The following is a 14,126-nucleotide window of genomic DNA, read 5'->3' on the forward strand; positions in this document are numbered from 1 at the left end:
TGGCTGTGTGGTGCGGGCCCGACGGGTGTCGGACGCAGGGGCAACATTCGCAGGGGTAGTGGCCAGGTTGTGTCCGCTACTACGGTCAGAATGAGAAACATGCCGAAAACCTCGGAGCGGCTGCTGATGCTGCTGTCGCTGCTGCAGGCCCGCCGCGACTGGCCGGGTGGGCTGCTGGCTGAGCGGTTGGCGGTCAGCCCGCGTACCGTCCGGCGCGACGTCGACCGGCTACGCGCGCTCGGCTACCCGATCGCGGCGGGCAAGGGACCGGCCGGCGGCTACCGGCTCGACGCCGGCGCCCGGCTGCCGCCGCTGCTGTTCGACGACGAGCAGGCGGTCGCGCTCGCCATCGCGCTGCGGACCGCCACCGCCAGCGGCGCCGGCATCGGGGAGGCGGCGGCGCGGGCGCTGCACACCGTCCGGCAGGTGATGCCGCAGCGGCTGCGCCACCGGATCGACGCTGTCGGGGCCATCGAGGCGATCGGGGCGGCCGTCACGACCGGAGCCGTCACGACCGGGGCCGTCACGACCGGTCCGGCCGTCGGGTCGGCCGTCGGGTCGGCCGCCGCGCCGCCGGTCGACAGCGCGACGCTGCTGGCGGTGAGCGACGCGGTACGGGCCCACGAGGTGCTGCGCTTCGACTACCGGTCAGCGCCTGTGCCCCGGCGGGTCGAGCCGCACCACCTGGTCACCCGGCGGGGGCGCTGGTACCTGGTCGGCTGGGATCTCGACCGCGACGACTGGCGGATCTTCCGGGCCGACCGGATCACCCCGCGCACCCCGACCGGGCCGCGCTTCACCCCGCGCGAACTGCCGGCGGACAGCGTCGCCGCGTTCGTCACGGCCAGGTTCCGGGGCGCGGACGGCACAAGCGGCGCGGCGAGCTCAGCCGGCTCGGCGGGCTCAGCGGGCTCAGCCGGCTCCGGTGACTGGCCCTGCCGGGGCCAGGTGATCCTGGACCTGCCCGCGGCCGAGGTGGCCCAGTACGCCTACGGCGGCGTCGTCGAGGAGATCGGTCCACGCCGCTGCCGGCTGACCCTGGGCTCCTGGTCGTGGGTGGGTCTGGCGAGCATCGTCGGCATGTTCGACGCCGACATCGAGGTCATCGGCCCACCTGAGCTGGCCGCCGCATTCGCCACCCTGGCCCGCCGGTACGCCACCACCGCCGGTCAGCCTCCGGATGACGAGCACATGCCGACCACCGCGCAGTAGCCGCGCCATGACGCCAGGTTGCCGCTGGCCGACATCATGGGCGAGGTAGCGGTCACCGCGCGGTTGCCGCAGGCAGGCCGAGGGCGAGGTGGTGGATTTGTCAGAGTGGCAGCGGTCCGGCAGCGGCCTGTACGTCCCGGCGGGACAGCCCGAGGCAGCCCCACCCGGCGGCGACGGCACAGATCGGCCGGGGCGGTCCGGCACCGTCGCCAGCTGGGTCCAGGCGGTTGCCGCGATCACCGCCACCGTCGTCTCCACGGTGGCGCTGATCATCGCGGTCAGCGCGCTGCGCGACCAGCAGCAGGTCAACGGTCTCGCGTTGGACCGGTTCGAGCGGCGGTACGCCGAGCGGGTGTCGTGGTGGGCCACCCGACGGGGCCGGGGCACCGTCGTCGTCCAGAACCGCTCCCCGGTGCCCGCCCTGGACGTGACCCTGCGGATGGTGCAGGTCATCGACGTGGAGGAGCGCGAGTTCAGCGGGTCATACCAACGACGGATCGGCGTACAGATCTCGGATCTGCCGCCGTGCACCATGACCGAGGTGGACCTGACCGAGCCGGCGATGGCGGCGCGGGTCGACCAGGCGTTACTCGACCAGGCGCTGCGCGACGCCGACACCTTCGCGCCGTACACCGGCGGGCACCGTCCGCCGGGCGACGGGGCGGTGCTGACCTACGCGGTGCGCTTCCACGACGGCATCGCACTGTGGGAGCGCCAGCGCGCCGGCCTGGTACGGCTGCCGGACGCACTCGCCGAACACGACCTGACCATCGTCGCCACGACCCAGTCGACGCAGCCGGTCACCGACTGCGGCACCGACGGCTGACGCGCGGCGTTCCCGCCCGACCGCCGCATGCCGCCAGTGGAATGAACCCGATCCGGAGCTCGTGCATAGACATTGCCGAGGGGAAGCAGACCGGGGAGGGCAGACCATCGTGGGCGTACCGCCGTCGCGGGGTTTCGGGTGAGGGTGAGGGTGAGGGGCGGTGCGGCGCCGCCGGCCGATGACGCCGCGGTCATCGTCGCATCGCTCGACGACCCGGACCGGTTCGCGCAGGTCTACGAGAAGCATGCCGGGAAGCTGTACGGCTACGCGTACCGGCGGGTGGGTCGGGAGATCGCCGAGGACGTCGTCGCGGACGCGTTCGTGGCCGCGTTCCGGGCGCGGCGCACCTACGATCCGGGCTACCCGAACGCGTTTCCGTGGCTGCTCGCGATCGTGCACCGCGAGCTGGCCTGTCATCACCGCGCCGAGAACGCCCGCTACCGGGCGTACCTGCGGGTGAAGCCGGACGGCGGCGAGGAGGCGTTCGCGGACCGGGTGGCGGCCTCGGCGTCCGCCCAGGCGTGGCGTCGGCCGCTGGCCGCCGCGCTCGCCCGGCTCGGCCGCAAGGAGCGGGACGTGCTCCTGCTGGTCGCCTGGGGTGACCTGAGCTACGAGGAGGTCGCCCGAGCCCTGGACATCCCGGTCGGCACAGTCCGGTCACGACTCAACCGGGCCCGCGCAGGATGCGTGACGCGTTGGACGCCGAACCGGCCCGGAGCACTGTGGCAGACACCGGAATCAAGGAGCGGTGGTGGCAAAGTTGGAGCGGGGCGTGAGCGAAATGGACCGGCTCAGGGAGCTCGGTGCCGCACTGGCCCCGGACGCCGGGGACGCACCGACGGCCTGGCGCAGCCGGCGGCTCGACGAACCGGGCGCGCGAACAATGATGCGGCGCGGCGGCGCGGCCCGGCGGTCGGCTCGTCGGTGGAGCCTCGGCCTGGCCGGTGGGGCGCTGGCGGCGCTGCTCGTCGTGGTCACCGTCGGCCCACTGGTACGGCATGGCTGGCCGGCCGGCGGATCGGCACCGCCACCGGGTACGGCCGAGGCGGCCGAGATTCTGCGTACCGCTGCGTTGGTGGCGCACGAGGCGGATCTGCCCGTCCCGCGAGCCGGGCAGTTCGTGTTCACCGAGACGGTGGCGAGCCCGATCAACCAGGTGCAGCAGCCGGACGGTGGCTTCAGCACCGCTCAGGGGCCTCGGGTGTTGCGGCAGACCTGGCTGTCGGCGGACGGCACCCGGGACGGGCTGGTCCGCGACCGGCCGTACCAGCAGGACCGGGCCGCGTCCGACGAACTGGCGCTGCCGGCCTGCCCCGCCGTTTCGTCCGCCGACCCGGTGCCGGGCCGACCGTGTACGCCGCAGCCGGGCTTCGACGCCGGCATGCCGGACAGCCCGGCGGCGCTGCTCGACTGGCTCCGAGCCGGCGTGTCCTCGGCGGCAGGGCCACCGGTGGCATCCGCTGCCGCTGCCGGTGGCGGCGTCGCCGATGCGCTCGTCTTCCAGCGGGCCGGTGAGCTGCTGGTCGGCGGTCGGTATCTCACCTCGGGTCAGCGGAGCGCCCTGTTCGCCGCGTTGGCCTCGCTGCCGGGTGTGACCGTCCAGCAGCAGGTGCGGGACCTTGCCAACCGTGACGGAGTGGGAGTCGGCATGACCGATGGGACGACCCTAATCTTCGACGCGACGTCGTACGCGTTCCTCGGCACCACCAACAGCGCCCTACTCCGCCAGGCCACCGTGGACGAGGCAGGAGACGTACCGCCCTAAACCGACACGAACCGGGTTCCCTGCCGGAGCACGGCCAAGGCGGCAACCGGGTCGGCCAGTCGGGCGGCGAGGGTGGCCATGGCGAGCCGCGCCGGCAGGGCGGCGCTGAACTTGAGCCCGGCCAGGGCCTTCTCGTCGACGTCGGGCAGGCAGATCCGTTCGGTGGCGTCGGCGATCAGTGAGCGCCAGTCGGCGGGGGTCAGGTCGGCGCGCAGCCGGATCTGGCAGTCGTCGAAGCGCTGCACCGGGTCGACCACCTCGCTGAGGGTCGCGGCGAGGGTGGCGTTGGCCCGGTATCCGGCCCAGGTCCACCAGCGCAGGTCGCCGGAGCGGTCGCGCAGGATGACGTTGCCGCCGGGGTGCACGAGCGAGGAGCGCTCGTCGCGTACGCGGTGCAGCCGGTCGACCGCGCGGCGGGTGAGCCGTACCGGTGGATCGGTGCCGAGCAGGACATCGCGCATGGCCCGGGTCAGTTCGTAGCCCAGCCCGGCAAGGCCACCAGCCGTCCAACGGGCCTTCCCGCCGCCGTCGGCCGGTTCGACAAAGCAGCGCCGTCGCCGCCAGTCGATGTACGTGACCCGCCAACTCTGCCCGGTGAGCAATAGCCGGCGGTCACCCCGGACCTCCTCGGTGAGCAGGCTCGGGTCGATCCGGCCGAGCTCGGATCGTCCGTAGAGGACGGTGAACTCGGGTGGCCCGGTGAAGACCGCGGTCATCGACATGAAGTGCCGGTGCCCGAACCGCTTCTCCGCTTCCGGGCCGATGAACAACATGCCGCTGTCGGTGTCGAGGTACCCGCTGTCCACCAAATGCCGCAGGATCGGCCGGGCACTGTCGTCGAACGGTGCCAGCCCGTTCCACCACGCGATGCACTCCTGGTCGCCGACCTGGCTCTGCTGCAGGCTCAGGGCGAGGATCTGCTGGGCGACGATGTGCCGGGGTTCAGGCGGCGGGACGACCGGCTCCACCCAGCCACGGCCCCACAGGGTCAGCAGCGCGGCCGCTTCCACCAGGACGTCGCCATCGCGGGCGAGGAACAGGCAGTTGCGGCTGGCACCGGGCCGCCGGCCGGTCCGGCCGAGTCGCTGCAGAAACGAGGCGACGGTCGCCGGGGCGTCGATCTGGACCACCCGGTCGAGGTCACCGACGTCGATACCCAGCTCCAGCGTGCTGGTGGAGACGATGACGCAGTCCCGGGCCTCGGCGAACGCCTGTTCGGAGCGCCGTCGTTCGTCGGCCGAGAGCGAGGCGTGCGACAGGAACGTGGTGATGTCGCGTTGGCGCAGCAGTTGACCGAGTTCCTCGACGGCCTGCCGGGACTCGCAGAAGACCAGCCGTTTCTCGCCCGCGTGCAGCGCGGCGATCACAGTGGCGGCGTTGGAGAGCGAGCCGACGAAGTCGAGTTCGACGTCGCCGGGCGGTGCCCGGTCCGCGACGGCGGCGCTGGCATCAGAGGCGAGAGCGGCAGCCGGGGCGGAAGCGGCGTCGGGGGCGACGACCCGGCTCGGGCGGCTGGCCGCACCGGAGCCTTGCAGCCAGGTCAGCAGGGCGTCCGGGTTGCCGACGGTGGCCGACAGCCCGATCCGCTGCAGCGGCCGGCCGATCAGGTGGGTGAGCCGTTCCAGGACGGCCAGCAGGTGCCAGCCACGGTCGTCGTCGGCGAAGGCGTGCACCTCGTCGACGACGACGGCCCGCACCCCGGCGAAGAACGACCGGTGGTCGACATTGGCGCTGACCAGCATCGCTTCCAGCGACTCCGGGGTGGTCAGCAGGATGTCCGGCCGGCCGGCGAGGATTGCCCGGCGGCGGGCGGGGCTGACGTCACCGTGCCAGAGGGCGGCGCGGCGGCCGAGCCAGTCGGCGTAGCGTTCCAGCCGGGGCAGCAGGTTGTTCAGCAACGCTTTCAGCGGGCACAGGTAGAGCACCGAGGTGCCGGGCCAGCCGGCGTCGGTCATCTTCGACAGCAGCGGAAAGACGGCGGCTTCGGTCTTGCCGCCGGCGGTGGGGGCCAGCAGCAGGGCGTCTTCACCGGCCAGGACCGGGCCGACCGCGGCCCGCTGCATCGGCCGCAGGTCCCGCCAACCGAGGCTGTTGACCAGGTGGTACGTCAGGACCGGGTGCAGCTCGCCGACGTCGGTCACGGCACGGTTCGCCGAGTCACGACACGGGCCAGACGAGTCACGGCAGGTCCAACGGGACCTCGCCGGCGCTGGCCGCGTTGCGTTCGACCGGGGTCAGCTCGTCGGAGCGCAGCGTCAGCTGGTAGTGCTGCCGGGGGTCCCAGTCGGCGAACTGGTCGGCCCGGTCGAGCACGTCGGCGACCAGCTTCTTCAGGTAGATCCGGGGCGCCACCCCGACCTTGCCGCCGAGTCTGCCGGTGACCGCGTCGGCCAGCTCGGTCAGGTACGCGTCGTCGACCCGGCCGGCGAGCCGGTCGCTGCCGTAGATCTGGCGGACCCGTACGCCCAGTTCGACGAGCGCCGGCACGGTAAAGCCGGGCAGCCGCAGCTGCACCGCGCGCGGGTTGTCCCAACGGGGGTCGCCGCCGAAGTCGGTGGCGAGGCGTTGGGCCAGCGGGGCGAGGCGCTGCACACCCTGCGGCCCGTCGTAGAAGGCGGGCGTACCGGTGATCACCAGGAACAGGCCGGGGAACCGTCCGCCGTGGACGTCATCGACGAGTTGGCGCAGCGCGTTGAGGGCCTTGTCCCGGGAGTCGGAGCGGACCCGTTGCAGGGTCTCCACCTCGTCGAGGACGAGCAGCAGACCGGGGTGGCCGCTGTCGCGCAGCACGGTGAGCAGGCCACGTAGGAAGCTGAGCGCGGCGAAGTGGTCCAGGTCGCCTTTCACTCCGGCGGCCCGGCGGGCGGCGGCGGCGACGTGTGGCTGCCCGGCGAGCCAGGCGGCGAGCCCGTCGGCGGTGGGCTGGTCGCCGGCGGCGGTGGCGGTGCGGTAGCCGCGCAGCGCGGCGGCGAACCCGGGGGTGCTGCGGGAGATTTCGGCGAGGCGGCGTTCCAGCAGGTCGCTGACAGCCCGGTCGAGCCCGTCACGGTCCGATTCACTGACGGTTCCCGAGGCGAGTACGTCCTCCTCCAGCGCGAAGATCCAGCCGTCGAGGACGGGCCGTAGCGCGCTGGCGGCGAACTGTTCGGTGTTGAGGTGCTCGACGAGCCGTCGGTAGACGGTCTCCATCCGGTGCAGCGGGGTTTCCAGCTCGGAGATCTGCACTTCGGCGGCGGCAAAGCCGCGCTGTTTGGCCCGTTCGGCCAGCCAGCGGGCGAAGAACGTCTTGCCGGCACCGTATTCGCCACGGACGGCTTTGAAGACGCTGCCGCCACCGGCGACCCGGTCGAGGTCGTCGTCGATGGCGGCGGCGAACCGGTCCAGCCCGACCGCGAGCGCATCGAGGCCGTTGGCGGGCACGGCACCGCGCCGCAGCGCGTCGATGATGTCGCGGCGGCGACGCGGCGAGATCTCCGGTGGGCTGCCCGGCGGGGTCGGCACGGTCACGACTCGCCGAGGTCGAACTGCTCGACCAGCAGCGTCCTGTCGAGCAGGACGGTCTGCCCGTCGGCGTCGATGGTCAGCACCGGGTAACCCTCGACCTGCAGCAGCCGACGCAACGCGGTCACCGTGCCCTGAATCCGGTGCGCGGGCACCCCGGCCTGCGCGGCGAGGGTCTCCAGCCCGGCCCGGCCGTTGCCGGCCAGCAGCACCCGGAGCAGGGCGGCGACCCGGTCGTCGTCGAGTGGAGTGCGCGGGTTGCGGCGCTGGGCGTACCGCTCGCTGGCGAGCAGGCGGTCGATCAGCGCCCGGTCCGCATCGGCTGGTGTGACGGCCGGCGGCGCGGCCACCGGCGGCGGCTGCTGCGGATCGGCGGGTACGTCGAACAGCTGCTCGGTCTGCACGGGCTTGGCCGACTGGCCGCCTTTGCCGGCGCGCCTGCCGCCCGTACCGGATCGGCCGCCGCCGGTGCCGGCCTTGGTCGGCGCACCCGACGAGACCGGCTCCCGCCACCAGTCGGGGCTGGCGACCGGAGCGGGTTGCCAGCCGGGCACCGACTCCTCGTCGCCGGAGGTGAACATCAGCAGCGGGATGACGGCCTCGGCCGGGGTGGCACCGCCGTGGTAGCCGGCCTTGCGGGGGCCGTAGCGCAGCTCCTCCCGCCAGGGCAGCACGACGGTGCCGCCGCCGAGCAGCACCCGCCGCCCGGTGACCACGATCTCGCCGTCACCGAGCCGGTCACCGGCGCTGTCGCCGGTGCTGCTGGTGACCGGTCGCCACCGGTTGTTCTGCCCGTCGCCGCCGGGCAGGGTGACCGCCTCGGGCCCCCGGTCGACGACGTGCCCGTGGTCGGAGACGATCACCACTACCCGGTGCCGGGCGACGGCGAGCAGGTCCCGTACGGCCGGCACGGTGTCCTGGCCCCAGACGGTGCTGCCGGGCTCGCCGTAGCCGAGGGAGTCGTCGATGGTGTTGACGACGGCGGCTACCACCGGCACGGTCGGGTCGTCGATCGCGGCCCGCACCTCGGGGTCGATGGCGGCACCTGCCCCGGCCCGCAGGGACCTCTTGTGCAGCAGCCGACCGCCGGTGAACCGCCGTTCGAACGCGGTTTGCTCGGTCTGCCGGCCGCCGACGGCGAGCCGGCCGCTGAGCAGGCTGCACCGGCTGGCCTCGGTCACCGTGGGCAGCGCGGCGAGGACACCGGCCCGGGGGCCGCCGCCCTGGGTCAGCTCGATCCAGCTGCCGTCGCGGCTGAGTGACTCGGCGAGTTCGGTGGCGGCGGCGACGCCCATGCCGTCCATGACCAGCAGCAGCGCCTGACGTCCGGCGTCGAGGATCGGGGCGACGACCCGGTCCAGGACGTCTTCGACGCGCAGCATCCGGCCGGGTTCGGCGTCGGCGCGGGTGGCTTCGGCGAGCAAGCCGGCGAACTGTTCGTCGTGGCGGGCGCGGCGGGCGTCAACGGCCCGGTGCAGCGCCTGGTACGCCTCAGCGACCTCGGGGTCGACGTCGCCGGCGAAGACGTCGAGCCGGGCCCGGTCCACCCAGCCGTCGACGGTGACCTGCCGTTGCAGGGCGGCGTACAGGGTCCGGGGTGGCTGGCCAGCCGGCCGGCTGAGCCAGCGCAGCAGACGCAGGGCCATATGGGCGGTGGTCCGCCTGCCCTGGTCGGCGGCCCGGTGTTCGCTGAGCCGTTTGAACGCGGCTTCGGCCCGGCCGAGCCCAGCCGTGGTGACGGTGCCGGCGGCGGGTGCGCCGGGCGGCGGCAGAGCGGCGCGGACGGCTGCCGCGAAGGCACGCAGCCGCCAGGTGACGCCGGCGGGCAGCAGGCTGGACGCCGCCAGCTGGCTGGTCAGCTCGATGTCGGCGGCGATGGCCTCGGCCCGGCGGACCAGCCGCAGCCCCTGCTGGCGGGCCAGCTCGTCGTCGGAGTCGAGGGCGCGGGCCACCCAGGCGTCGGCGGCGTCGTGCAGCGCCGCGGCCTGCACGGGGGTCATCCGCAGGGTGCCGAAGCGTGGTTCGAGCCGGGTCCGGGCGACGGCGACCTCGACTCCGGCCGGCCCGCTGGCCGCCGCGCCGGCTGGCCCGCCGGCTGTGCCGCCGGCCGGCGTGGGCCAGAGCACCTCGGCGAGCAGTCCGATGGGGATGACGTCGACGCCGTGGCCGGCGCGGACCGCCGCCATCACCGGCTCGGCGATCGGCCCGGCGACGTCACGGAGATAGGCGGTGATGCCGTCGGCGACGTCGGCGGCGACCCTGTCGGTGAACCGCTGCTGCGCCTGCGCGTCGGTGGTCCACTGCAGCAGCCCGGAGGCGTCGAGCTGGTCACGTTCGATGCCGAGCAATTCGGCGGTGAGGCAGCGCAGCGCGTGGTCGCGGGTGAGAATCGTGCCGGGCGGGGTGGGCCAGCCGTCGACGGGGGCGTGGTCGGCCAGCGCGGCGGGCAGCCAGCGGCGGTCGGTCGGCAGGCTGGGGTCGAGTCGCACGCCGCCGAACATCTGCCGGACGAGTTCCCAGGCGTTGACGCTGCGGACGGACTGGCGGCTGAGGTGGGCGAGCAGCCCGTCGCCGAGGACGGCGTCGGGCAGGTCGGTGAGCAGCACCAGCTTCTCGTCGTCGGCTCGGTCGTGCAGGGCGGCGCGGGCGGCGAGCGGCGTCGGGCAGGCGACGACCTGCAGCCGGACGCGGCCGACGACGATCACCGCATCGCTGTCCCAGACCGGTGCGGCGCGCAGCGCGATGGCGTCGGTGCCGTCGTCCTCCTTCAGCCAGGCGTCGACTTTGCGGCGTACCGCGTCGGGCCGGACGATGTCCGGCTTGCCCGGCGGGGTCGGGCCTGCGGTTGATCGGGTGGGTGTTGCGGTCACTCGGTCTCCCAGGTGATCCGGACCCGTCTGCCCTGGGCGAGCTCGCCGCCGATCTCGTCGGTGAGTTCCTTGAGGCCGGCCTCGTCGACGATGGTCCGCTGGCGCGGCGGCTTCGCACCGGGCACGGCAGGCGAGCCGCCGCCGGTGTGGTCGTAGCCCATGGCCCGCGTACCGCTGGGGTCGGCGACGGTGATCGTGGCATCCCCGTCGGGCAGCTGCGGGTTCGGCCTCGGATTCGGGTCCGGGTTCGGGTCCGGAGCCGGGTCCGGCGTCGAGGTGGGGCGGCGTTCGGCGAGCAGTGCGGCTGCCGCACCGAACACGGCGTGCAGCTCGCCGACCAGGTCGAGGGAGTGCTGGTGGTGGCCGGCGGCGGTGTGCAGCCGGTCGACCAGGGCGCGGGCCCGCTGGTCGTCGGCGGCCATCGAGGTGATGGCGGTCAGCACCGCCCACTGGGTGTCCCGCAGGGCGCGGACCATCGTCGGCGCGCTGGCGATCGCCGTACCGGCGGTCGCGTCGTCGATGTCGCCGAGGTCGGCGCCGGCGAGTTGGGCGATCAGGACGACGTCGTCGCGTTCGTGGCGCAGGTCGGTGAGCAGCCGGGCGAGGCGGCGGGTGACGCCGATCCGACCGGTGTCGGCGGCGGGGTCGAGGCCGAGGGTGCCGGCGTGCGCGGTGAGCTGGTCGAGCAGGTCGCTGACGGCCGGTCCGCGTTCGGTGGCGGCTTTCCGGACCTGGGCCGCGGCCTTGGCGAGGTTTGCTGGGATGAGCCAGGCCGGCAGCACCTGACCGAACAGGTGCTGGGCGCGTTCGATCGCCCGGTGCCAGTCGGCGTCGCTCGGCATCGGCGGGAACTTCAGCTCGTGGGCGTCGGTGACGGCGTCGACCCGGTCGACGGTGACCTGGCCTTCGTTGAGGTACCAGGCGAGCTGGTGGTCGAGGGCGAAGACGCAGAGGATCAGGTTCTGCAGGCTCCGGTCGAAGCCTCGGGGCTCCGGCTGGTCGAGGTAGCCGCGCAGTCGGTGCACCGGGAAGCTGTCCCGGTGGCCGTCGACGGCGGCCCGCTGCAGCAGGTGCCGGGTCCAGTAGCTGGTGCTGGTGGTGAGCACGTACCGGTGGTCGGCCAGCTCGCCGAGTTGCAGGTTGTTGCAGATCCGCCGCAGGGTCCGCTGGTCGGTGGCCGGGACGGTGGCGCCCCGGGTGGGGTCGGCGACAGCCTGCCGGGCGTAGGTAAGGACCTTGGCCAGTTCGGCGCTGGTCGGCGGTTTCTCGTCCTCGGGCAGCGCCGGCCGGCCCGGGTAGGTCGCGGCCAGCAGTTGGCCGGTGAGGTTGTGGAACGCCTGGGCGAGGGTGCCGCCGCGCGGGTCGCCGAGTTCGCCGTCGACGGCGTCGTCGAGGGTGTGCAGCACCCCGACGCTGTCCTCGACGACGTCGCCGGGCTGCGCTACGGCGATGCCGTACGCCTGTTTGAGCGCGTTGACGACGGTGCCGCGCAGTTGGGTCTGCCGCTGCTGGAGGTAGGCGCGGCCCTGCTGGCGTTCGCTCACCGACCAGTCCCGGACGGCGTCGTTGTACCGTTCGCCGGTGCCGCCGAGCAGGTAGTTGATTTTCGACAGTTGGGCGAGGTGGCCCATCGTCTGGTCGCTGAGGTAGAGCGGCAGCCAGAAGACGCTGCGTTCGCCGCGCGGCAGGGCTTCGATCCGGGCCCGGTCGTCGCTGCGCGGGCGGCCCTGCGGGTCGAACGGGTAGTCGATGACGATCCGCCAGGCGTCGCCGGTGGGCAGCAGCGCGGCGACGGGCATGCTGTCGGCGTCGCGTACGTTGCCGAACTTGACCTGGACGGTGTGTCGCCGGCCGCGCCATTCGCGGGGGTGTTGCAGCTCGCCGAGTTGCCCGGTGGCGCCGGTCAGCCCGATCTCGGTGCTGACCAGCTCGCGCAACAGCTGCTGCAACGCGCCGCCGGTGGTCGCCTCCTCGGGCCGGACCCAGTCGAGGAGCTTGTCGTAGTCGACGGTGTGCAGCTCGATGGTGACGACCGGGTCGGCGCCGTCGGTGAGGTGCAGCTCGCCGGCTTCGTTGGCGACCTTGTTGAGCCGGTTGAGCACAATCTGGTGTTCGTAGCCGGGGATCGGCGAGGTGATGGTGCCGAAGTTGAGCGCGTGCAGTTTGCCGGCGGTCAGGTTGTGCAGGGCGGGCACCTCGGGCACCAGCGCCCCGAGCAGCACCGTCTTGATCAGCTTGTCGTCGAGCTCAAACTGGGTGTTGCCGGCGGCGTCGGCTTCGGTGATGCCGTTGAGGCGCAGCAGCAGCGGGCGCAGCTTCTTGCCGTACAGCTCGCGGGCGGCCTGGAAGCGCTGCTTGAGTTCGACCCGGTCGGGCAGTTCGCCGCGCAGCACCAGCGGCTCGAACAGCGCGGCCACCCCGATGAGGTCGTTGATCCGCAGGGTGTCGCGGCGTTCGACGAGCAGCTCGGTCATCACCTTGATCGCGGTCCGTTCCCGCTGCAACGCTTGCGAGAGAGCGACGAGGGTGGCGACCAGGGCCGGCGAAAACGGGTAGAGCTTACGGAAGGCGGTGGCGTCGGAGCCGATCCCGGCGTCGCCGTACTGCGCGCCGAGCAGCAGGATGTCCCAGACCTGCCGGTTGCCGCGGACGACGGCGAAGGCCCGGTCGATTTCGGCCTTCGCGTCGTCGCTGCGCGGCTTGAGCAGCCGTTTCTCGGTGATTTCCGGCAGGTTGGTGTCGGCGAGCGGGATCTCCCCGAGCCGGCCCTGGACGCTGCGTAGGACCAGCGCGAGGACTTCGCGTTCGGTGCCGCCGACCTGCGGGCCGAGGAACTCCTCCAGGTTGCGTTGCCGGGCGACGAATGAAATCAGCGGGATCGGCCGGTCGGCGTCGGCCGACTCGACCAGCTTGTTGAGCTTGGCACCTTCGGTGTTGACGAAGACGTGGTCGCTCATCTTGGTGGACAGCCACAGGATCATCTCGTCGAGGAAGAGGACGATCCCGTCATAGCCGAGGTTGCTGGCGTGCCGGGTGATGACGGCGAGTCCGGTGTCGAGGTCGAGGTATTCGCCGCTGCGTACCGCGTTGGTGAAGAACGCGGTGGTCAGGGCGGTGACGAGCCGGTCGCGGTCGGCGGTGCCCGGCGGCTCGGCGGCGGCCGCCGCGTACCGGTCTGCGGTCCAACCCTGTCGCTGGCTGTGCAGCACGGCCAGGCCGGGGGTTTCGTCGTCCGAGCTGACGGCGGAGGCGGATCCGGCGGCGCTGCCGGCGGCGTCGGACCCGGCGGCGACGCCGGGGTCGGCGTCACTGAGCGCGGCGAAGAACGCCTCGTCACCCATCCGGGCGCGCAGCCGGGCCGCGTCGGTCAGCAGCGCGTCGGACCGGTGTACGGCGGGCGTCGGCGCGTCGGGGTGCAGTGCGGTGATCTGGTTGAGGTAGCCCTCCAGCACGGCCTGCTCGACCGAGCGGGCGTCGAGCATGTGGAAGGTGAGGGTGAGCAGCCGCCGCCCGGTGAGCCACCTGTCGGCGACGGTCACCTGCTCGCCGAGGTTGCGCAGCGCGCGGGCGTCGGGGTTGCCGTGCAGGATCTCCCGCAGTACGGCCATGAAGTGCGACTTGCCGGAGCCGAAGGAGCCGTGCAGGAAGGTTGCCTGGGACCGGCCGGTGGTGACGGCGTGCTGGACCTTGGCGAGTGCCTTGGTGAAGCTGTCCCGGAGCTGGTCGGTGACGACGTAGTTGGTCAGGTCGGCACCGGCGGCGGCGCGTACGACGAAGTCGGAGTCGCCCACCGAGGTCGGGATGGTGATCAGATCCCGCAGCAGCGTCATTCCCGCTCCTCTCCACCTGGTTGAGCACGTGTGAACCTGGGATCGCCTCGGCCCGTCGATCCTAGGCCCATGCCGCCCGTCTCCGAAGACGCTGCTGCGCCAGACACGAGCTGGACTGGACG

At 72.9% G+C, this 14,126-nt stretch carries 7 protein-coding genes and 1 pseudogene; 4 read left to right on the plus strand and 4 right to left on the minus strand.

The genetic code is table 11. The features are described 5' to 3' along the window. The first annotated feature begins 99 nt into the window (after window positions 1-99). The 4 genes and pseudogenes from EDC02_RS31795 (at window position 100) to EDC02_RS41075 (ending at window position 3,803) form a co-directional block, all read left to right on the plus strand. Window positions 100-1,212, plus strand: a complete 1,113-nt coding sequence (locus EDC02_RS31795) for a YafY family protein (RefSeq protein ID WP_123605932.1) — start codon at window positions 100-102, stop codon at window positions 1,210-1,212. A gap of 97 nt (window positions 1,213-1,309) precedes the next feature. Further along, window positions 1,310-2,038 (plus strand): hypothetical protein, encoded by a 729-nt coding sequence (locus tag EDC02_RS31800; protein WP_148083723.1) that lies wholly within the window; start codon window positions 1,310-1,312, stop codon window positions 2,036-2,038. A gap of 279 nt (window positions 2,039-2,317) precedes the next feature. Continuing rightward, window positions 2,318-2,659: pseudogene (locus EDC02_RS42020) on the plus strand (RNA polymerase sigma factor); the annotation flags it as partial. 130 nt (window positions 2,660-2,789) lie between these two features. Continuing rightward, window positions 2,790-3,803, plus strand: coding sequence for a CU044_5270 family protein (locus EDC02_RS41075; RefSeq protein WP_199757992.1), 1,014 nt, complete (start codon window positions 2,790-2,792; stop codon window positions 3,801-3,803). Here EDC02_RS41075 and EDC02_RS31815 read toward each other — a convergent pair. Genes EDC02_RS31815 through EDC02_RS31830 form a run of 4 tightly spaced genes read right to left on the minus strand, consistent with a single transcriptional unit; the run spans window position 3,800 to window position 14,004 of the window. Then, on the minus strand, window positions 3,800-5,944 hold the full coding sequence (locus tag EDC02_RS31815) for a DEAD/DEAH box helicase (RefSeq protein WP_123605936.1): 2,145 nt from the start codon (window positions 5,942-5,944) through the stop codon (window positions 3,800-3,802). The two genes, EDC02_RS41075 and EDC02_RS31815, sit on opposite strands and share 4 nt — an antisense overlap. Before the next feature lie 37 nt (window positions 5,945-5,981). Further along, window positions 5,982-7,310 (minus strand): BREX system ATP-binding protein BrxD, encoded by a 1,329-nt coding sequence (gene brxD, locus EDC02_RS31820; protein ID WP_233606552.1) that lies wholly within the window; start codon window positions 7,308-7,310, stop codon window positions 5,982-5,984. Further along, complete coding sequence (pglZ, locus tag EDC02_RS31825) at window positions 7,307-10,174, minus strand: BREX-2 system phosphatase PglZ (RefSeq protein ID WP_233606553.1); 2,868 nt, start codon at window positions 10,172-10,174, stop codon at window positions 7,307-7,309. Before pglZ ends, brxD begins: the two co-directional genes overlap by 4 nt. Further along, window positions 10,171-14,004 carry a phage resistance protein gene (locus tag EDC02_RS31830; RefSeq protein ID WP_123605937.1) on the minus strand — a complete coding sequence of 1,278 codons (3,834 nt, stop codon included), beginning with the start codon at window positions 14,002-14,004 and terminating at the stop codon, window positions 10,171-10,173. The genes pglZ and EDC02_RS31830 overlap by 4 nt, the downstream gene beginning before the upstream one ends. Window positions 14,005-14,126 lie beyond the last annotated feature (122 nt).

The organism is Micromonospora sp. Llam0 (assembly GCF_003751085.1).
Taxonomy (GTDB): Bacteria; Actinomycetota; Actinomycetes; order Mycobacteriales; family Micromonosporaceae; genus Micromonospora_E.